Genomic DNA, 18454 nt, shown 5'->3' with positions numbered 1-18454 from the left:
GCCGAGCCCCCGAGTAGCCCCGCCCTCCACTGGTTAGGCTCGAAGACGTGAGGCTCCACATCGTGACGGGCAAGGGCGGGACGGGAAAGACGACCGTCGCCGCCGCGCTGGCGCTGGCGCTGGCCGCCGAGGGACGGCGCACCCTGCTGGCCGAGGTCGAGGGGCGCCAGGGCATCGCGCAGCTCTTCGAGACCGAGGCGCTTCCGTACGAGGAGCGGAAGATCGCCGTCGCCCCGGGCGGCGGCGAGGTGCACGCGCTGGCCATCGACGCCGAACAGGCGCTCCTGGACTACCTCGACATGTTCTACAAGCTCGGCCGCGCCGGCCGGGCGCTGAAGAAGCTCGGCGCCATCGACTTCGCGACCACCGTCGCCCCGGGCGTACGGGACGTGCTGCTCACCGGCAAGGTGTGCGAGGCCGTGCGCCGCAAGGACCGCGCGGGCTGGCGGACGTACGACGCGGTCGTCCTCGACGCGCCGCCGACCGGCCGGATCACCCGCTTCCTGAACGTCAACGACGAGGTCGCGGGACTGGCCCGGTTCGGTCCGATACACAATCAGGCGCAGTCCGTGATGCGGGTGCTGAAATCGCCCGACACCGCGGTGCACCTGGTCACCCTCCTGGAGGAGATGCCGGTGCAGGAGACCGTGGACGGTGCGGCGGAGCTGCACGCGGCCGGTCTGCCCACCGGTGCCGTCATCATCAACATGGTCCGCCCGGTGCTGATGGACGGCGACGCCGTGGCCGCCGCGAGCAGCGGACGGCGCACCGCCCTGGCCAAGGCGCTCTCCCAGGCCGGCCTCGGCGGCGCCCGGCGCGGCGGGCTGGCGGAGCGGCTGATCGACCCCCTGCTGACGCAGGCGCACGAGCACGCCGAGCGGGTCGCGCTGGAGCGCACCCAGCGCGCGGAGCTCGCCGGGCTCGGCCTGCCGTCGTACGAACTGGGTCGGCTGGCCGACGGCGTCGATCTTGGTGGGTTGTACAGATTGGCCGAAAATCTGCGGAAACAGGGGCTGGGGGTCGCATGAGTCTGGACAGTCCGGTATTGGACATCGACGCGCTGCTGGACGATCCGGCGACCCGGATCGTCGTGTGCTGCGGCTCCGGAGGGGTCGGCAAGACCACCACGGCCGCCGCCCTGGGCGTGCGCGCCGCCGAGCGGGGCCGCAGGGCGGTCGTGCTGACCATCGACCCGGCACGCCGGCTGGCCCAGTCGATGGGGCTCACGGAGCTGGACAACACCCCCCGCAGGGTCGCCGGCATCGACGAGTCCGCGGGCGGTGAACTGCACGCGATGATGCTGGACATGAAGCGGACCTTCGACGAGGTCGTCGTGCAGCACAGCGACCCCGACCGGGCCCGCGCGATCATCGACAACCCCTTCTACCAGTCGCTCTCCGCGGGCTTCGCCGGCACGCAGGAGTACATGGCGATGGAGAAGCTGGGCCAGCTGCGGGCGCTGGACGCCTGGGACCTGATCGTGGTCGACACGCCCCCGAGCCGGTCCGCGCTGGACTTCCTGGACGCCCCCAAGCGGCTGGGGTCCTTCCTGGACGGCCGCTTCATCCGGCTGCTGATGGCCCCGGCGAAGGTCGGCGGGCGGGCCGGGGTGAAGTTCCTGAACGTCGGGATGTCGATGATGACCGGGGTGCTCAGCAAGGTCATGGGCGCCCACCTGCTCAAGGACGTGCAGACCTTCGTGGCGGCGATGGACTCGATGTTCGGCGGCTTCCGCTCCCGGGCGGACGCCACGTACAAGCTGCTCCAGGCGAACGGCACCGCGTTCCTGGTGGTCGCGGCGCCGGAGCGGGACGCGCTGCGCGAGGCGGCGTACTTCGTGGAGCGGCTGGCCGCGGAGGACATGCCGCTGGCCGGGCTCGTGCTGAACCGGGTGCACGGCAGCGGTGCGGCGCAGCTCACGGCCGAGCGGGCGCTGGCCGCGGCGGAGGCACTGGCCGAGGACACAGCTGACACTGCCGACCCCGCCGACAGCGACTCCATGACCGCCGAGTGGGATGCCCCCGACGGGAAGAATCCATCAACTCCCCGGCTGACCAGGGAGTTTGACGAATCCACAGAAAATCTTCAAAACCGCGGCATTGTGGATCAGCCCGGCGGGAAGGCTGGACTCCGTACGGCCGACGGCACCGAAGGGACCCTCAGCACGGACCACAGCACTTCCGACCCCACCGATCCGGACGCGGATCCGTGGAGCGCCGACCGCCTCGCCGCCGGACTGCTGCGCCTGCACGCCGAGCGGATGCAGCTGGTCGCGCGTGAACGACGCACCCGCGACCGCTTCGTCTCCGTGCACCCCGAAGTGCCCATGGTCGACGTCGCCGCCCTGCCGGGCGACGTGCACGACCTGGAGGGCCTGCGCGAGATCGGCGAACGCCTCGCGCAGGGTCAGCCGACGGCCGCGTAGTCGTCGTACTCACCGTCGTAGTCGTCGTCGCCCAGGTGCACGCCGGTGCTCTGCTCGTACTCCGTACGCGCGGTCTCCAGCAGCCTGCGCCACGAGGTGACCGTGGGGCGCCGGCGCAGCAGTGCCCTGCGCTCGCGCTCGGTCATCCCGCCCCAGACACCGAACTCCACCCGGTTGTCCAAGGCGTCGGCCAGGCACTCCGTGCGTACCGGGCACCCCGTGCACACCGCCTTGGCCCTGTTCTGGGCCGCTCCCTGGACGAAAAGCTCGTCCGGATCCGTCGTGCGGCACGCGGCCTGCGTACTCCAGTCCGTAACCCAGCTGCTCATGCTGGCGCCGTCCTCTCCCGAATCGAGGCTCCCCCACGGCGGCAAGCGGCATATTCACCGTTGCCAGTTGAGGACGTTACGGAAGGTGGGCACGACGCAACAGCCCTTTCAGGCCCAATCTTGAATGGCCCGAACGGACTATGGGTCAGCGGTAGATCACCCTGGGGAGTGAGCAGGTGCCAAAACGGACTAACCGCACATAAACGGTCAAGCCACTCGCTTGATGCCCCGAGATCCAGGCCATATGGCTGGCATATGACAGGAATTCGGGCAGTTCTCATCACCCACAAGAGTGAGGTCGGAAGACAGACGCGTGCGCGTCTTTGGCGCCTGTCTGTTACAGACTAGGCGAACAAGCATGCCCACGTCCTAGGAATCGCAACGTAAGCTGCACCTCATGGGTCACAAGCGATCAGGCGGCACGCGTGGCGGTGGCATCAGTACCGCGCAGCAGGCCGCCAAGTTCCTGGGTGTCAGTGTCCTGTCCGGCGTCGTGCTGGCCGGCATCGCGCTGCCCGCGGCCGGAGCGCTCGGACTGAGCGCCAAGGGGACCGCGGCCGGCTTCGACTCGCTCCCCGGCGAGCTCAGGCGTCCGCCGCTCTCCCAGAGCACCCAGATCCTGGACGCCAAGGGCGGTCTGATCGCGACCGTCTACTCGCGCGACCGCAAGGTCGTCCCCCTCAGCGCGATGAGCAAGTCGATGCAGCAGGCCATCGTCGCCATCGAGGACGCCCGCTTCTACGAGCACGGCGCCATCGACGTCAAGGGCATCCTGCGCGCCCTCAACAAGAACGCCCAGGACGGCGGCGTCTCCGAGGGCGCCTCCACGCTGACCCAGCAGTTCGTGAAGAACGTCTTCATCGAGGAGGCCGGCGACGACCCCACCAAGGTCGCCCAGGCCACCCAGCAGACCGTGGGCCGCAAGATCAAGGAGATGAAGTACGCCATCCAGCTCGAGGACGAGCTGGGGAAGAAGCAGATCCTCGAGAACTATCTCAACATCACCTTCTTCGGCGAGCAGGCGTACGGAGTCGAATCCGCCGCCCGGCGCTACTTCAGCAAGTCCGCCAAGGACCTCACCCTGACCGACTCCGCCCTGCTGGCGGGCATCGTCCAGTCGCCCAGCCGCTTCGACCCCGTCAACGACCCGCAGGAAGCCACCCAGCGCCGCAACGTCGTGCTGCAGCGCATGGCCGACCTGAAGAACATCACGCAGGCGCAGGCCGACGCGGCCAAGAAGAAGCCGCTCGGCCTCAAGGTCAGCCAGCCCAAGAACGGCTGCATCACGGCCGTCAACGGCGCCGGCTTCTTCTGCGACTACGTGCGCGAGGTCTTCCTCACCGACCCGACCTTCGGCAAGACCAAGGCCGACCGCGCCAAGCGCTGGAACCAGGGCGGCCTCGTCGTCCGCACCACCTTGGACCCGAAGGCCCAGCAGGCCGTCCAGGCGTCGATAAACGATCACGTCTACCAGAGCGACGACGTCGCCTCCGCGGTGACGCTGGTCAAGCCCGGTACGGGCAAGATCGTCGCGATGGGGCAGTCGCGCCCGTACGGCTTCAAGAAGAACCAGACCCAGATCAACCTCTCCGTCGGCCAGTCCATGGGCGGCGGCGCCGGCTACCAGCCGGGCTCCACCTTCAAGGCCATCACCGCGGCCGCCGCGATCGAGCAGGGCACCGACCCGGCGCAGGTCTACCCGGCGCCGTACAAGATGGACTACCCGAGCCCGGTCACGACCTGCCGCGGCAACTGGCTCAACTCCCGGACGGACCCCGCCACGGTCGAGAACGAGAACGAGTCCGAGAAGGGCCCGTACTCGATGAAGGAAGCCACCGCCAAGTCCGTCAACACCTACTTCGTGCAGCTGATCAGCGACATCGGCGTGTGCCCGGTCACCGACATGGCCAAGGCCATGGGGATACAGCGCGCCAACGGCAAGCCGCTCGACCAGGTGCCCTCCATCACCCTGGGCACCCAGGAGGTCTCACCGCTGACCATGGCGAACGCCTACGCGACCTTCGCCAACAAGGGCGTCTACTGCTCGCCGGTCGCCATCGAGTCGATCACCGACGCGACCGGCAAGAAGCTGCCCGTGCCGAAGAGCGAGTGCAAGCGGGCCATGACCGAGCAGACGGCCGCGACCCTCAACACGCTCCTCAAGGGCGTGGTCGAGGACGGCACCGGCCAGCAGGCCGGCCTGACCGACCGCGACAGCGCGGGCAAGACCGGTACGACGGACTTCCGCTACGCGGCCTGGTTCGTCGGCTACACCTCGGACCTGGCCGGCGCGGTGTGGGTCGGTGACCCCGCCCACAAGCGGCAGATGACCGACATCACCATCGGCGGCGTCTACCACCCCAAGGTCTTCGGTGCCGACACCCCGGGCCCGATCTGGAAGGACGCCATGGCCGGCGCCCTGTCCGGGACGACCTCCGACAGCCTGCCGACGGTCGCGATCCGCGAGCCGGTGAAGCCCGATGACCACGGCGACGAGGGCGACGGCCACGGCCACGGCGACATCCGCGGTGGCGACAACGGCGGCGACCAGGGCGGCAACGGGAACGGCGGCAACGAAGGGGGCGGAGACTTCTTCGGCGGTCTCCTCGGCGGCAACGGCGGCGGCAACGGGAACGGCGGCGGGGCCGGCGGGGCCGGCCCGAACGACGGCGGTCCGGGCGGCGGCAGCGACGTCGGCACCACGGACGGCGGGGCCGTCACCCCCGGCAATGGCGGCACCGGCTGACACCGCCGGCCGCACCCGGCCACACCTGGCCGGACAGACGAAGGGGCGCCCCGGACCGCATCGGTCCGGGGCGCCCCTTCGTTCGCGTTCTCCGGGAGCGGCGACCCGCTCCCCGGCCCTCAGCCCCCTGCGAGCTGCCGCTTCACCTCGGCGGCGACCCGGCCGCCCTCGGCGAGGCCGGACACCTTCGGGTTCACGATCTTCATGACCGCGCCCATGGCCCGGGGTCCCTCGGCGCCCGACTCCTTGATCGCCGCGGAGACGATCCCGGCCAGCTCGGCGTCGTCCAGCTGCTTGGGCAGGTAGCGGGCGAGCACCTCGCCCTCCGCGAGCTCCCGCTCCGCGGACTCCTTGCGGCCGCCCTGCTCGAAGGCCTCGGCGGCCTCCCGGCGCTTCTTGGCCTCGCGGCCGATCACCTGGAGCACCTCGTCGTCGGAGAGCTCGCGCGCCTCCTTGCCCGCGACCTCCTCCTTGGTGATCGCGGTCAGGGTGAGGCGCAGGGTGGACGTGACGAGCTCGTCCCGTCCCTTCATGGCAGCCGTGAGGTCGTCGTGCAGACGCTGCTTGAGCGTGGTGGTCATGGCGTCGAGTCTGCCAGGTCCCTGCCGGGAGGGCCGGAGATTTATCGCTGACGAGCCGTCTGCCACCATGGGTGCATGCGCGCGCTATACGCAGTACCCCTGGGCATCACAGCCGCCGGCGCGGCCTGCGTGGCCTACGCGGCCGGCATCGAGGCACGCTCCTTCCGCCTGCGCAGGGTGCAGGTGCCCGTGCTGCCGCCCGGGATGCGGCCCGTCCGCGTCCTGCAGCTCTCGGACATCCACATGGTCAGCGGGCAGAACAAGAAGCGCCGCTGGCTGCAGTCCCTCGCCGGACTGCGGCCCGACTTCGTCGTCAACACCGGTGACAACCTCTCCGACCCCGACGGCGTCCCCGAGCTCCTCGACGCCCTGGGCCCGCTGCTGGACCTGCCCGGTGCGTACGTCTTCGGCTCCAACGACTACTACGCCCCCAAGCTGCGCAACCCCGCCCGCTACCTGCTGGAGCGGTCCCGCGGGGTCCACGGCCTCAACGGCAAGAACGACCCGGCGATCGGCGTCACCCGCAACCCGTGGGAGGACGTCCGCGACGCCTTCGACATGGCCGGCTGGGTCGGGGTCAACAACGCCCGCGGCCGCCTCAAGCTCGACGACGGCATCGAGATCGCCTTCACCGGCCTGGACGACCCCCACATCCGGCGCGACCGCTACACCGAGGTCGCCGGCGGCCCCGACAGCGGAGCCGACCTCTCCCTCGCCGTCGTCCACGCCCCCTACCTGCGGGTTCTCGACGCCTTCACCGCCGACCGCTACCCGCTGATCCTCGCCGGCCACACCCACGGCGGCCAGCTCTGCATCCCCTTCTACGGGGCCCTGGTCACCAACTGCGACATCGACCCGGACCGCGTGAAGGGCCTGTCCGCCCACGAGGCCGGCGGACACCGCTCCCACCTGCACGTCTCCGCGGGCTGCGGCACCAACCGCTACACCCCGGTCCGTTTCGCCTGCCCCCCGGAAGCCACCCTCCTCACCCTCGTCCCGGCCGGCTGAACCACCCCGGAAAACCGGATTTCGTCTCCAGCGGCCGGTCCGCTAGAGTAATCCTCGTCGCGCCGGGCCGAAGGGCCACGACGCGACACCGGGGTGTGGCGCAGCTTGGTAGCGCGCTTCGTTCGGGACGAAGAGGCCGTGGGTTCAAATCCCGCCACCCCGACTTCGTGAATTCAGGGCTTCTGGGAAATTCTCCCAGGAGCCCTGAGTCGTTGTGCGGCAAGCCTGGGAGGGCCGCATGGGACTCGACGCCGCGCGCCTGGTGCGTGTCGCTGCGACGACCGAGCGCGTCCGTCCGTTCTGGGAGACCAGCCGCGATCCGCATCTCCTGCAAGAACGCCTGATGGAGTTGGACTGCCACGGAGTCGACGCTGTGCTCGTGACCAAGGAGCTCATGCGGTGTGACCTCGGCGACGCGCAACAGGCCTTCTTCAGTGCCCCGTGCAGGGACGGCGAACGGCGATTCCACAACGCAGCCATGGACACCCTTGAGGACGAGGGCCCCGGCCTCACATCATGAGCGACGCAGCCGAGGCAGCGGATGCCGCCAAGAACCGCTTCCTGAGAGCGGCCCGCTTGCTTGCCCCATGTGTGAGTTACTTCGTCGAACGGGTCTCGTTCGGGGACGTGGAAGACGGCGACTGTGTGGATGTCTTCCTCAGGGAGGGCCCGCACAAGCCGGACGTCGTGGTCTCGCTCACTTGTCTGCACCACCTCGAGACAGGCGATCCGACCGCGATCCAGGGCTCTTTCATCGACGAGATCCTGTTGGAACACCTCCCACAGCTGCCTCATCCATGGCCTGACGATGCCGTCGGTCTCGTCGACCGCACCGCCGATCTCCCCGAGTTGGTGCGACTCCGGATCGCGGGGCCTTCGGAGGTCGATGTGATCGCATCCTGCCTGACCGTCTACACCGCGATGAGCGAGGACGAAGCGGGCTTGCCGCTCCAGGGATGAGCAAGGCCCCGACGGCCGGCCTCCACTGGCGGCGGGGCCGGCGATCTGCCGTTTCCTGCGCTCCGCGTCGCCGCTGATCCCGGTGCCGCCGCGATGTACGGATTGACCCTGCGAAGGCGGGCTGATCCGTGTCAGCATGATCGGATCGGTGCCGGGGGGCGGCACCGGCATGACGGGGGAGTCACTGTGACACGTGGCATACGGCGATGCGTGCTGCTCGGGTGCGCCGGGGCGGCCTTGGCGCTGAGCGGCTGTACGGAGGAGCACCGGCCCGCGGAACCCGTGCCCGTGGCGCGCGCTTCGGCGTCCGCGGAGCCCACGCACAAAGCCTGGGAGGATCCCGAGAAGGCGCTGTCCGATGCCAAGGTGTGGGCGTCGAGCGGCCGGCGCACGGGCAGTTGGGAGGCGCGCCTGCCCAAGGCCCGTGGGGGAACGGTCTGGGTCGCCACGCAGTGCCAGGGCACCGGCACGCTCACAGTGGACGCGAGCCGGTACGGCACCCTCACGGAGCACTGCTCCGAGCACCCGGACGGGAGTCTCAACGCCTTCGAGATGACCAACACGGCCGCGGGCCGGGTCCGGGTGACCCCCGGCCCCGGGGTGACCTGGGCGGTCGCGGTCGGCTGGAGCGCCTCACGGGTTCAGCCCGAAAATTGATCCGGGAACGGTGTCGATTCGGCGCGCTGTCGTTCGACGTACGGACGACGGGCTGGTCAGCGTGTCCGGTAGCGACCGGATCCCGGCCCGACACACCTAGGGAGCTGTTATGCGTTTTCTGATGATGCACCGGCTGGACGAGAGTGCCCCGGAGGCCTGGAACCCCAGCCAGGAGTTCATGGAGAAGATGGGCGCGTTCATCCAGGACTGGTCCGAGCGGGGCATTTTGATCACGGCGGAGGGCGTCCATCCGTCCGAGCGGGGTGCGTTGGTGCGCAAGCCCCGGGGCGCGGCGACGCATGTGACCGACGGTCCCTTCACCGAGGCCAAGGAGGTCATCGGCGGCTTCGGGCTGATCAACGCCAAGGACCGGGCGGAGGCCGTCGCGCTCGCCCGGCAGTACGCCGAGCTGTTCGACGAGGTGGAGGTCGAGGTTCGGCAGGTCGTGGAGTTCGACGACCTGGAGCCCCCGGCCTGATCCGGCCGCCCGGCCGGTCGGGCTTCACGGGCGGGCCGGCATCGGCCCGCCCGGCCGCCGTCATACCGGTTCGGCCTCCGGGGTGCGGGTGGTGGCGGCTGCCGCCCGGGGCCGCAGGACGCCTGCGGCGCACGCCGCGGTGACGCAGAACGCGACCGGCAGGAAGAGCGTCACGTTGAGCGGTACGAGGTGGGTCAGCGGGCCGATGACGGCGGGACCGGCGAGCATGCCGAGGTAGCCGAGGCCGGCGACGCGGGAGACGTTGGTGGCGGCGGCCCCCTGGTCGGCGTGGCCCGCGGCGCTGAAGAGCTGGGGTACGCAGCCGGACAGCCCGGCGCCGAACACCGTCCAGCCGAGCAGTGCGAGGGGGATCGACGGGGAGAGTGCCGCCGTGGTGAGGCCGAGGCCGGCCGCGGCGGCCCCGTACCGGAGGACGGCGGCCGGGCCGAAGCGGGCGGCGACGCGGTCGGTGAGGAAGCGGCCGACGGTCATGGCGGTGGCGAAGGCACCGTAGGCGAGGGCGGCGGTGGAGGCGGGCGCGTCGAGTACGTCGCGCAGGTGGAGCACGCTCCAGTCGTTGGCGACGCCCTCGCTGAGCATGACCATGAACGCGAGTGCGGCCAGCACCCAGATGCGCTGCGGCGTCCGGGCCCGGGTGGGCGCGGCGGGCACGCCGTCCTGGGCTGCGGGGGACGGGGCCGTGTCGGGTCGCAGCAGGGCGGGGGCGGTCGCGGCGGCGACGACCAGGCCGGCGACGGCGACCGTCCCGAGGGTGGCGGCCGGGCTCCAGCCCCGGTCGAGCGCGCGGGCGCCGGCGAGGGAGGCCAGCACGCCGCCGACGGAGAAGGCGGCGTGGAAGGCGGACATCACGGGCCGCCCGTAGCCGCGTTCGACCTGGACGGCGTGGGCGTTCATGGAGACGTCCAGGCAGCCGTTCCCGATGCCGAGCACGAGCAGGGCCCCGCCCAGGGTCCAGGCGTCCGTGGCGAGTCCGGGCAGCAGGAGGGCCGCGCTGCACAGGGCGGCGCCGAGCGGGACGACGGTGCGGGCCCCGAAGCGGTCGGTGAGCGGGCCGGCGACCTGCATGCCGGCGAAGGCGCCCGCGCCGAGCAGGAGCAGCAGCCAGCCGAGCACGGCGTGCCCGATGCCCGCGCGCTGCTCGATGCCGGGGATGTGGACGATCCACATCCCCAGAAGGAAGCCGTTCAGGGTGAAGTAGACGAAGGTGGCCAGCCGTCCGGCCCGCAGGGATCTCTCCATGCTTCGAACATAACGAACAATCCTGATGTGCGAAAGATTGATTCCTGAGCGTGGGCAGTGTTCACTTCTGCCATGGTGAGTACAGACCGGCTCCGGCGGATCACCGAGGCCGTGCGGGAGGCGGGCAGTGTCGGCGTCGCGGAACTGGCCGCGCTGACGGGTGCCTCCGAGATGACCATCCGCCGCGACCTGGAGGTCCTGGCCGACCAGGGCGTGCTGGAGCGCTACCGCGGAGGGGCGCGCAGCCTGCTGCTGCGCGGCGAGGAGCCGCCCTTCGCGCTGCGCACCCAGGAGGGACTGGAGATCAAGCGACGGATCGCCGCGGAGGTCGCCGGGCTGCTGACGGACGGCGAGTCCGTGGTCCTGGACAGCGGGACCACCTGCCTGGAGGTCGCCCGCGCGCTCCAGCACCGGCGGCTGACGGTGGTGCCGCTCTCCCTGCACGCGGTGAACGCGCTGGCCGGGGCGCCCGATCTGACCCTGCTGGTGCCCGGTGGCCGGCCCCGGGCCGGGGAACTGGCGCTGACCGGGCCGCTGACCGAGGCGTCGCTGTCGGCCCTGCGTTTCGACACGGCCGTGATCGGCTGCTGCGGACTCGGCGCGAAGGAGGGGCTGACCGCGTACGACCTGGACGACGCGGCGGTGAAGCGCGCGGCCATCGCCTCGGCCCGCCGGGTCGTCGCGGTGGCCGAGGGTACGAAGTTCCATCGCACGGCCCTGGCGTTCGTCGCGCCCGCCACCGCGTTGCACACCGTGGTGACGGACTCGGAGGCCCCGGAGGACGAAACGGCGGCGCTGACCGCGGCCGGGGTGACCGTTCACCGGGTGTGAACGGGCGCCTCGCGGCGGGTGCCTCACCGCCCGGTGCGACCGCGGCGGCCGGCCCGTTTCCGCGCGGTCCGGAGTAATGATGGAGCGGTAGGACAACGTCCCGCTCTGCCGGTTCTCCGGACGGCCGCCCGGTACCGCCCGGACCCCGGTGCGGAAGAGAGCTCCCCATGAAGAACATCGCCGAACAACTGCGTGCCGCTCCCGAGCCCGGCGCCCACGCTCCGGTGCCGCATCGGGTGACCGCCGCCGACTGCGGGCTGCTGCTCCTGCGGGTCACCGTCGGCCTGCTGCTGGCGGGGCACGGCTGCCAGAAACTCTTCGGGATCTTCGGCGGCGGCGGCCTCACCGCGACAAGCAAGGGGTTCGAGGCGCTGGGCTACCACCCCGGGAAGCTCTTCGCCGTCCTCGGCGGGGCCTCGGAGTTCCTCGGCGGCCTGGGCCTCGCGCTCGGGCTGTTCACGCCTCTCGCGGCGGCCGCCCTGATCGGCGTGATGATCAACGCCATGGTGACGGTCAATGCGGCGCACGGCCTGTGGGAAATGAACGGCGGCCTGGAGTACACGATGACCATCGCGGCCGTCGCCCTCGCCGTCGCCGCCGTCGGCCCCGGCAGGCTCTCGCTCGACCGACCGTTCCGCTGGGGGAAGGGCGGCTGGAAGGAGGCCGGTGTCGCGCTGGGGCTGGCCGGCATCGGATCCGCGATCGTGCTCAGCCTTTAGAGCCTTCCGCGCTCCCCGGGACGGCCCGGCGCACGGCCCGTGGCCCGGGGAAAGCCCTTCCGTGACCGGGAGGTGACGACGACCACGGTCCGCCGCGGGCCCGCATCCGGTTGGATGGGGTCATGAGCGACGTCATGGCTGGTATGCCGGATTGGGAGAAGCGCTTCCGGGCGCCGCGCGTCGGACTGCCGGAGTGGGCCGAGGACGCACCGCACCGCAGCCTCTTCGTGTCGAATGCGACCGGCACGTACGAGTTGTACGCGTGGGACCGCACGACCGGCGCGCAGCGGCAGGTCACCGACCGGCCGAACGGGACGTCGGACGGGACCCTGACGCCGGACGGCGCCTGGGTGTGGTGGTTCGCCGACAAGGACGGCGACGAGTTCGGGGTGTGGATGCGCCAGCCCTTCGGTGGCGGCGCGGACGAGACCGCCGTGCCGGGGCTGGAGCCCTCGTACCCGGCGGGGCTGGCCCTGGGCCGGGACGGCCTGGCGGTGGTGGGCCGCTCCACCGACGAGGAGGGCACGACGATCCACGTGGCGCGCCCCGGCGCGGAGCCGGTGGAGATCTACCGCCACGAGGAGTCGGGCGGGGTCGGCGCGCTGTCGGAGGACGGCACCCTCGTGGTGATCGAGCACACCGAGCACGGGGACGCGATGCACTCCGCGCTGCGCGTCGTGCGCACCGACGGGACCGCCGTCGCGGAGCTGGACGACAGCGAGGGCGGCACCCGCGAACTCGGCCTGGAGTGCCTGGGTTTCGCGCCCGTCCTGGGCGACACCCGGCTGCTGGTGGCGCATCAGCGGCGCGGCCGCTGGGAGCCGATGCTCTGGGACGTGGCGGCCGGCACGCAGACCCCGCTGGCGATCGACCTGCCGGGCGACGTGGCCGCCGAGTGGTACCCGGACGGTTCCGCGCTGCTGGTGGTGCACTCGTACCAGGCCCGCAGCGAGATCTTCCGCTACGGCCTGGAGAGCGGGGAGCTGACCCGGCTGGAGACCCCGGCGGGCTCGGTGAGCGGGGCGACGGCGCGCCCGGACGGCACGGTGGAGTTCCTGTGGTCGTCCGCGCAGTCGCCCTCCGAGGTGCGGTCGACGACCGGCGCGGTGGTGCTGGAGGCACCCGGCTTCCGGGCCCCGGGGTCGGTGCCGGTGGAGGACGTGTGGGTCGAGGGCCCCGGCGGGCGGGTGCACGCGCTCGTGCAGCGTCCGGCGGCCGGGCAGGGCCCGTTCCCGACCCTCTTCGAGATCCACGGCGGCCCCGCCTGGCACGACTCCGACGCCTTCGCGGCCGGTCCCGCGGCCTGGCTGGACCACGGCTACGCGGTCGTGCGGATCAACTACCGCGGCTCGACCGGCTACGGCCGGGAGTGGACGGACGCGCTCAAGCACCGCGTCGGGCTGATCGAGCTGGAGGACATCGCCGCGGTGCGGCAGTGGGCCGTTGAGTCCGGCTTCGCGGACCCGGCGCGCCTCGTGCTCTCCGGCGGCTCCTGGGGCGGCTTCCTCACCCTGCTGGGGATGGGCACGCAGCCCGGGCTGTGGACGGCGGGCCTGGCGGCCGTGCCGGTCGCCGACTACGTGGCCGCGTACGAGGACGAGATGGAGGCCCTCAAGGCCCTGGACCGCACGCTGTTCGGCGGCTCCCCCGAGGAGGTGCCGGAGCGCTACGAGGCGTCCTCGCCGATCACTTACGTCGGCCAGGTCAAGGCGCCGGTCTACATCTCGGCCGGCCTGAACGACCCGCGCTGCCCGATCCGGCAGATCGACACCTACGTCGAGCGGCTGGAGGGCCTGGGCAAGGTGCACGAGGTCTACCGCTACGACGCCGGGCACGGCTCGCTCGTGGTGGACGAGCGGATCAAGCAGCTACGGCTGGAGCTGGACTTCGTCCGCCGGCACCTGGGCGGCTGACTCCTCGGCGGGCGCCCCGGCCGACTGGGGCGGCTGCTCCACGAGGCCGAGCGCGGCGTCCCGCCGTGTCTCGGCCTCGCGGCGCAGCAGGCGTACGTACATGAAGAGCACGAAGCCCGCGAAGACGAACCACTCGCCGGTGTAGCCCAGGTTCTGGAAGGCCTTGAGGTCCAGGCCGGTACCGGCGGGCGCGGCGGGCGGCACGGCGGTCAGGGGCGCCGTGACAGCCTCGGTCTGCGTGATCCACGCGCCGTACACGGGGTACGGGACCAGGTTGACCAGCGACGCGGCGCTGATCATCCCGAGCTGGCCGACCGGCAGGCCGCCGCGGGTGACGACACCGTCGGTGCTGTCGGTCTCCGGGGCCTGGAGGGCGCCCGCGACGGTGACCTCGCCGGACGGGGCGGCCGGGACGGCGGCGGGCGACGCCTTCGAGGCGTCCCCGGGCAGCCAGCCGCGGACGACGGGCAGCGCCTGGCCGCCGGTCACCCGCAGCGGGGTCAGCACGTAGTAGCCGGTGCGGCCGTCGAGTTCACGGCCGGGCACGAGGAACTGGTGGGCGCCGTCGTAGCGGCCGGTGGCGGTGACGGTCCGGCCGGAGGTCTCGGCGGTGACCATCGAGCGGGCCGTGGGCAGCAGTTCCGCGAGCGGCACGGCCGCTGTCCTGGCGTCCCGCGACGGCGCGTCCTGCGCGGCGCGGTGCGTCTGCACGCGGTCCTCGAAGCGGCTCAGCTGCCAGCTGCCCATGAAGGTGCAGAACACCACGGCGCACACCACGAAGAGGAGCCCGCCCAGCCAGCGCGGGGTCAGCAGGAACCGGTACACCCCACCAAGGTACGGGGCGCGGGCGGGCGGCTCGGACCCGCCCCCGCTCCCGCGCCGTGCCGCGCCGTCCCGGGCCGGTTCAGGACAGGGACATCGGCGCGGTGTGGTACACGGTGCCCGCGCAGGCGCCCGCGAGGGTCGCGGTCACCGTGGGCGAACCGGCGCCGGGTGTGTGGCTGAGCTGCACGCTCGCGGCGGGGGCGCCGTCGGCGGGCACGGAGTCCAGGGTGGTGCTCGTCTCGTCGGACGCGTCGGTGCCCGACGTGGGAGCCCCGGTGCCCGTGGGCGTGGGTGGCGGTGAGGACGGCGGGGCGGCGCAGCCGCTGCTGTCCCCGCCGGCGGCCGGGACCCAGGCGAACTGGATCTCGTAGCTCGCGCCGGCCTGCAGAACGAGCGGATCCGCCCCGGCGTCGGGCAGGCCGCTGCCGTCGCCCGACACATGGTCGAGCACGCTGATCCGCGACGGGTCGGCGGAGCCCGTGGCGGTGGCGGTGACCACGCCGCCGCTGTCGACGGTGCAGGAGGTCGAGGAGACATTGGCCACCCGGAAGTAGCCGCTGATCCGGCCGGCGGTGTCGGCCGCCCCGGCCCAGCCCGAGGGGTTGCCGAGGTCCGAGGCGGTGCACGACGGCGACGAGACGGCCATGTCCTCCGCGGACGACGAGGTCGTCGACGTCGGGTGCCCGCCGGGGGTTTCCGGGGCGTGGTGCTTGCCGCCGCCCCCCGCCGTGGGGTCGGCCACCACGCCGGTGGCGGGACCGGACGGCTTGCCGCCCTTCGTGCCGCCGGTGGCGGGGTCGTCCGCGCTGGCCCCGGGCGAGGGGGTGCCGGCGGCGGCCACGGGGTTCGGGTCGTCCCAGCCGGCCGTGTTCGTGGCGTGCAGCACGGCGGGCACGGCCGCCACCGCGAGCAGGCCCGCGGCCGCTGTGCCGACGAGGAGTTGGCGCCGGTGCGCGCGCCGCGCCGGGACCGCCCTGCGCAGGTGCGCGAGCGTCTCGGGGCCGGGCTGGATGTCCTGCACGGCGTCGCGCAGCAGCCTGCGGAGCGCGAGTTCGTCCGGACTCAGGTCCGGTGCGGCCTCCGCGCGCGGGAACTCGCCCGCCTCGGGGGTCACGTCGGGCACCGCGGGAAGATCGCGCGGGGTGCCGGTCGCCGGCTTCCCCGGGCCCGCGGTTTTCTCCGGGCGCACAGCGTTCTCGCGGTTGTCGCGGTTCTCGCGGTTCTCGCGGTTCTCGGGGTTGTCGCGGTTCTCGCCGTTCTTCACGTTCTCGGGATGCTTCGGGTCCATGCCCTCTGGGGTGGTCGGTTCGGTCATGCCGTGGCCTCCATCGCGACGCGGAGCGCCGCGATGCCGCGCGAGCCGTACGCCTTCACAGACCCTATGGAAATACCGAGGGTCTCGGCCACCTGGGCTTCGGTCATGTCGGCGAAATAGCGCAGGACGAGAACCTCGCGCTGACGGCGCTGGAGCGTGCGCAGGGCCGCCTTCAGCTCGTCGCGCTCCAGGATCGCGTACGCGCCCTCCTCGGCGCTCGCCATGTCGGGCATGGGCTTGGAGAGCAGCCGCAGGCCCAGGATGCGGCGGCGCAGCGCGGAGCGCGAGAGGTTGACGACGGTCTGGCGGAGGTAGGCGAGGGTCTTCTCCGGCTCACGGACCCGCTTGCGGGCGGAGTGGACGCGGATGAAGGCCTCCTGGACGACGTCCTCGCACGAGGCGGTGTCGTCCAGCAGGAGCGCGGCGAGACCCAGCAGTGAGCGGTAGTGCGCCCGGTAGGTCTCGGTGAGGTGGTCGACGGTGGTGCCGGCCGACGTCGCGTCGTCGGCGTCGCTGCGGTCACGGCCCGGGGGAGACTGCACGACAGGCCAGGGCGCGATCACCGGCATGCCGCCGACCACGCCGGACGGCCGCCGCGCGTATGGTCGCGCCGGAGCCGCGACGCGCCCGAGGAGCGCTGTTTCGATGCCGATTGCCTCTGCCACGACTGTTGGACACACGTGCCCCCGTCAGGGTTGTGCAGTCGGGGCACCCTTTTTGATGGCGCCGCGCATATCCCCATGCGTACCAACTATTCCTCAATGCCCCTTTTAACCCGGCGCCGTTGCGCCGTGTCCGGCGTGCAGCACATTAGGCCCGTGCGCTGACACAAGGACGCGCCCCGCGCACCGCCCGGTTGCGGAACACAGAGAGCTCAAATTGTCTGGTGCTTACAGGCTTCCTTCAAGGGATCCCGACCACTTTTTGATCACATGATCGATACTCGTCGGTATGCCGGAACCGCGGGCCGGGGCGATTACATCCGGTAACACACAACCGCCGGCCGGCCCGTGAACGGGCCGGCCGGCGGTCGTGGAACACAGCAGGTGGTACGGGTGAACGGACGGTGCGGGGCCGGGAAGCGGCCCCGGGCGCCTCAGCGGCCGGTGCCGCCGTAGACGACAGCCTCGTCGCTCTCGGTGTCCAGGCCGAACGCGGTGTGCACCGCGCGCACGGCCTCGTTGACGTCGTCGGCGCGCGTGACCACCGAGATGCGGATCTCGGACGTCGAGATCAGCTCGATGTTCACACCCGCGTTGGACAGCGCCTCGAAGAACTGCGCCGTGACACCGGGGTTGGTCTTCATGCCCGCGCCGACGAGCGAGATCTTGGCGATCTGGTCGTCGTAGCGCAGCGCCTCGAAGCCGATGCCGGCCTGTGTGCGCTTCAGCGCCTCGATCGCCCGCGGGCCGTCGCTCTTGGGCAGGGTGAAGGAGATGTCGGTCAGGCCGGTGGAGGCCGCCGACACGTTCTGCACCACCATGTCGATGTTGATCTCGGCGTCCGCGATCGAACGGAAGATCACCGCAGCCTCGCCCGGCTTGTCGGGCACACCGACGACCGTCACCTTGGCCTCGGAAGTGTCGTGCGCGACACCGGAGATGATCGCGTGCTCCATGCCCTTGGCGTCCTCTCGCGGCTCGTTGCTGACCCAGGTGCCCTGGAGGCCGGAGAACGACGACCGGACATGGATCGGGATGTTGTATCGGCGGGCGTACTCCACACAGCGGTGGAGCAGCACCTTGGAGCCGGAACTGGCGAGTTCCAGCATGTCCTCGGAGGAGATCCAGTCGATCTTCCGGGCCTTCTTCACCACGCGCGGGTCGGCGGTGAACACCCCGTCCACATCGGTGTAGATCTCGCAGACCTCGGCGTGGAGGGCGGCCGCCAGCGCGACGGCCGTGGTGTCGGAGCCGCCGCGGCCCAGCGTCGTGATGTCCTTGCTGTCCTGGGACACGCCCTGGAAGCCGGCGACGATGGCGATGTTGCCCTGGTCCAGGGCGGTACGGATGCGGCCCGGCGTGACGTCGATGATGCGGGCCTTGTTGTGGACGGAGTCGGTGATGACACCCGCCTGGCTGCCGGTGAAGGACTGCGCCTCGTGCCCGAGGTTTTTGATCGCCATCGCCAGCAGCGCCATGGAGATCCGCTCTCCGGCGGTCAGCAGCATGTCGAACTCGCGGCCGGCGGGCATCGGAGATACCCGTTCGGCGAGCTCGATCAACTCGTCCGTCGTGTCACCCATCGCCGAGACCACGACGACCACTTGGTGGCCGGTCTTCTTGGCATCGACGATCCGCTTGGCGACGCGCTTGATGCCGTCGGCATCCGCAACGGAGGAGCCGCCGTACTTCTGCACGACAAGGCCCACGTGCGCTCCTCAAATCTGGTACTGCGTTCGGCTCAG

Annotated in this window: 18 protein-coding genes and 1 tRNA gene; 12 read left to right on the top strand and 7 right to left on the bottom strand. The window is 71.4% G+C overall.

Annotated features, from left to right (window positions below):
* Positions 1–47 precede the first annotated feature (47 nt).
* Entirely contained in the window at positions 48–1028 is a 981-nt protein-coding gene (locus tag ABZ883_RS34105) for an ArsA-related P-loop ATPase (protein ID WP_360913188.1), read from the top strand.
* Positions 1025–2425, top strand: coding sequence for an ArsA family ATPase (locus tag ABZ883_RS34100; RefSeq protein WP_360913186.1), 1401 nt, complete (start codon positions 1025–1027; stop codon positions 2423–2425). Before ABZ883_RS34105 ends, ABZ883_RS34100 begins: the two co-directional genes overlap by 4 nt.
* Here ABZ883_RS34100 and ABZ883_RS34095 read toward each other — a convergent pair.
* Positions 2407–2754 (bottom strand): WhiB family transcriptional regulator, encoded by a 348-nt coding sequence (locus ABZ883_RS34095; RefSeq protein WP_319665424.1) that lies wholly within the window; start codon positions 2752–2754, stop codon positions 2407–2409. The genes ABZ883_RS34100 and ABZ883_RS34095 overlap by 19 nt on opposite strands.
* A 397-nt stretch (positions 2755–3151) precedes the next feature.
* On the opposite strand from ABZ883_RS34095, the gene ABZ883_RS34090 reads away from it, so the two are divergent.
* Positions 3152–5500, top strand: coding sequence for a transglycosylase domain-containing protein (locus ABZ883_RS34090; protein WP_360913184.1), 2349 nt, complete (start codon positions 3152–3154; stop codon positions 5498–5500).
* A 119-nt stretch (positions 5501–5619) separates the two neighbouring features.
* Here ABZ883_RS34090 and ABZ883_RS34085 read toward each other — a convergent pair whose 3' ends face one another.
* Complete coding sequence (locus ABZ883_RS34085; RefSeq protein WP_360913182.1) at positions 5620–6081, bottom strand: GatB/YqeY domain-containing protein; 462 nt, start codon at positions 6079–6081, stop codon at positions 5620–5622.
* A gap of 75 nt (positions 6082–6156) precedes the next feature.
* Here ABZ883_RS34085 and ABZ883_RS34080 point away from each other — a divergent pair, with 75 nt between their 5' ends.
* The 6 genes from ABZ883_RS34080 to ABZ883_RS34055 all read left to right on the top strand — a co-directional run bounded on the left by ABZ883_RS34080 (position 6157) and on the right by ABZ883_RS34055 (position 9184).
* A complete protein-coding gene (locus tag ABZ883_RS34080; RefSeq protein ID WP_360913180.1) occupies positions 6157–7089 on the top strand; it encodes a metallophosphoesterase in 933 nt (310 codons plus the stop codon).
* Between the two features lie 89 nt (positions 7090–7178).
* Positions 7179–7252: transfer RNA gene (locus tag ABZ883_RS34075), tRNA-Pro, on the top strand.
* A 75-nt stretch (positions 7253–7327) separates the two neighbouring features.
* Entirely contained in the window at positions 7328–7609 is a 282-nt protein-coding gene (locus ABZ883_RS34070; RefSeq protein WP_360913178.1) for a hypothetical protein, read from the top strand.
* On the top strand, positions 7606–8049 hold the full coding sequence (locus ABZ883_RS34065) for a hypothetical protein (protein WP_360913176.1): 444 nt from the start codon (positions 7606–7608) through the stop codon (positions 8047–8049). Before ABZ883_RS34070 ends, ABZ883_RS34065 begins: the two co-directional genes overlap by 4 nt.
* Positions 8050–8235: 186 nt before the next feature.
* On the top strand, positions 8236–8706 hold the full coding sequence (locus ABZ883_RS34060) for a hypothetical protein (RefSeq protein ID WP_360913174.1): 471 nt from the start codon (positions 8236–8238) through the stop codon (positions 8704–8706).
* Between the two features lie 109 nt (positions 8707–8815).
* Positions 8816–9184, top strand: a complete 369-nt coding sequence (locus ABZ883_RS34055; protein ID WP_360913172.1) for a YciI family protein — start codon at positions 8816–8818, stop codon at positions 9182–9184.
* 60 nt (positions 9185–9244) lie between these two features.
* On the opposite strand, the gene ABZ883_RS34050 is transcribed toward ABZ883_RS34055, so the two are convergent.
* Positions 9245–10444 carry an MFS transporter gene (locus tag ABZ883_RS34050; RefSeq protein ID WP_360913170.1) on the bottom strand — a complete coding sequence of 400 codons (1200 nt, stop codon included), beginning with the start codon at positions 10442–10444 and terminating at the stop codon, positions 9245–9247.
* A gap of 72 nt (positions 10445–10516) precedes the next feature.
* Here ABZ883_RS34050 and ABZ883_RS34045 point away from each other — a divergent pair, with 72 nt between their 5' ends.
* The 3 genes from ABZ883_RS34045 (at position 10517) to ABZ883_RS34035 (ending at position 13907) form a co-directional block, all read left to right on the top strand.
* A complete protein-coding gene (locus ABZ883_RS34045) occupies positions 10517–11275 on the top strand; it encodes a DeoR/GlpR family DNA-binding transcription regulator (protein ID WP_360913168.1) in 759 nt (252 codons plus the stop codon).
* Positions 11276–11442: 167 nt separating this feature from the next.
* On the top strand, positions 11443–11994 hold the full coding sequence (locus ABZ883_RS34040; RefSeq protein ID WP_360913166.1) for a DoxX family protein: 552 nt from the start codon (positions 11443–11445) through the stop codon (positions 11992–11994).
* Between the two features lie 122 nt (positions 11995–12116).
* A complete protein-coding gene (locus ABZ883_RS34035; RefSeq protein ID WP_360913164.1) occupies positions 12117–13907 on the top strand; it encodes a prolyl oligopeptidase family serine peptidase in 1791 nt (596 codons plus the stop codon).
* Here the strand turns inward: ABZ883_RS34035 and ABZ883_RS34030 are convergent.
* From ABZ883_RS34030 to ABZ883_RS34015, 4 genes are all read right to left on the bottom strand, one after another.
* On the bottom strand, positions 13863–14732 hold the full coding sequence (locus ABZ883_RS34030) for an SURF1 family protein (protein ID WP_360913162.1): 870 nt from the start codon (positions 14730–14732) through the stop codon (positions 13863–13865). The two genes, ABZ883_RS34035 and ABZ883_RS34030, sit on opposite strands and share 45 nt — an antisense overlap.
* Positions 14733–14811: 79 nt before the next feature.
* Positions 14812–16047 (bottom strand): hypothetical protein, encoded by a 1236-nt coding sequence (locus tag ABZ883_RS34025; RefSeq protein ID WP_360913160.1) that lies wholly within the window; start codon positions 16045–16047, stop codon positions 14812–14814.
* Entirely contained in the window at positions 16044–16616 is a 573-nt protein-coding gene (locus ABZ883_RS34020) for a SigE family RNA polymerase sigma factor (RefSeq protein ID WP_360913265.1), read from the bottom strand. The genes ABZ883_RS34025 and ABZ883_RS34020 overlap by 4 nt, the downstream gene beginning before the upstream one ends.
* Positions 16617–17143: 527 nt before the next feature.
* Positions 17144–18418, bottom strand: coding sequence for an aspartate kinase (locus tag ABZ883_RS34015; protein WP_319663866.1), 1275 nt, complete (start codon positions 18416–18418; stop codon positions 17144–17146).
* Between the last annotated feature and the right edge of the window lie 36 nt (positions 18419–18454).

Origin of the sequence: Streptomyces sp. NPDC046977 (assembly GCF_040644455.1) — a bacterium.
Classification (GTDB): domain Bacteria; phylum Actinomycetota; class Actinomycetes; order Streptomycetales; family Streptomycetaceae; genus Actinacidiphila.
This window is presented reverse-complemented; position numbering and strand designations above follow the sequence as displayed.

Coding starts and splice junctions, on each gene's coding strand:
- ABZ883_RS34100 (WP_360913186.1), top strand. CDS start 1,025: ATGAGTCTGGACAGTCCGGTATTGGACATCGACGCGCTGCTGGACGAT.
- ABZ883_RS34095 (WP_319665424.1), bottom strand. CDS start 2,754: ATGAGCAGCTGGGTTACGGACTGGAGTACGCAGGCCGCGTGCCGCACG.
- ABZ883_RS34090 (WP_360913184.1), top strand. CDS start 3,152: ATGGGTCACAAGCGATCAGGCGGCACGCGTGGCGGTGGCATCAGTACC.
- ABZ883_RS34085 (WP_360913182.1), bottom strand. CDS start 6,081: ATGACCACCACGCTCAAGCAGCGTCTGCACGACGACCTCACGGCTGCC.
- ABZ883_RS34080 (WP_360913180.1), top strand. CDS start 6,157: ATGCGCGCGCTATACGCAGTACCCCTGGGCATCACAGCCGCCGGCGCG.
- ABZ883_RS34070 (WP_360913178.1), top strand. CDS start 7,328: ATGGGACTCGACGCCGCGCGCCTGGTGCGTGTCGCTGCGACGACCGAG.
- ABZ883_RS34065 (WP_360913176.1), top strand. CDS start 7,606: ATGAGCGACGCAGCCGAGGCAGCGGATGCCGCCAAGAACCGCTTCCTG.
- ABZ883_RS34055 (WP_360913172.1), top strand. CDS start 8,816: ATGCGTTTTCTGATGATGCACCGGCTGGACGAGAGTGCCCCGGAGGCC.
- ABZ883_RS34050 (WP_360913170.1), bottom strand. CDS start 10,444: ATGGAGAGATCCCTGCGGGCCGGACGGCTGGCCACCTTCGTCTACTTC.
- ABZ883_RS34045 (WP_360913168.1), top strand. CDS start 10,517: ATGGTGAGTACAGACCGGCTCCGGCGGATCACCGAGGCCGTGCGGGAG.
- ABZ883_RS34040 (WP_360913166.1), top strand. CDS start 11,443: ATGAAGAACATCGCCGAACAACTGCGTGCCGCTCCCGAGCCCGGCGCC.
- ABZ883_RS34035 (WP_360913164.1), top strand. CDS start 12,117: ATGAGCGACGTCATGGCTGGTATGCCGGATTGGGAGAAGCGCTTCCGG.
- ABZ883_RS34025 (WP_360913160.1), bottom strand. CDS start 16,047: ATGACCGAACCGACCACCCCAGAGGGCATGGACCCGAAGCATCCCGAG.
- ABZ883_RS34020 (WP_360913265.1), bottom strand. CDS start 16,616: ATGCCGGTGATCGCGCCCTGGCCTGTCGTGCAGTCTCCCCCGGGCCGT.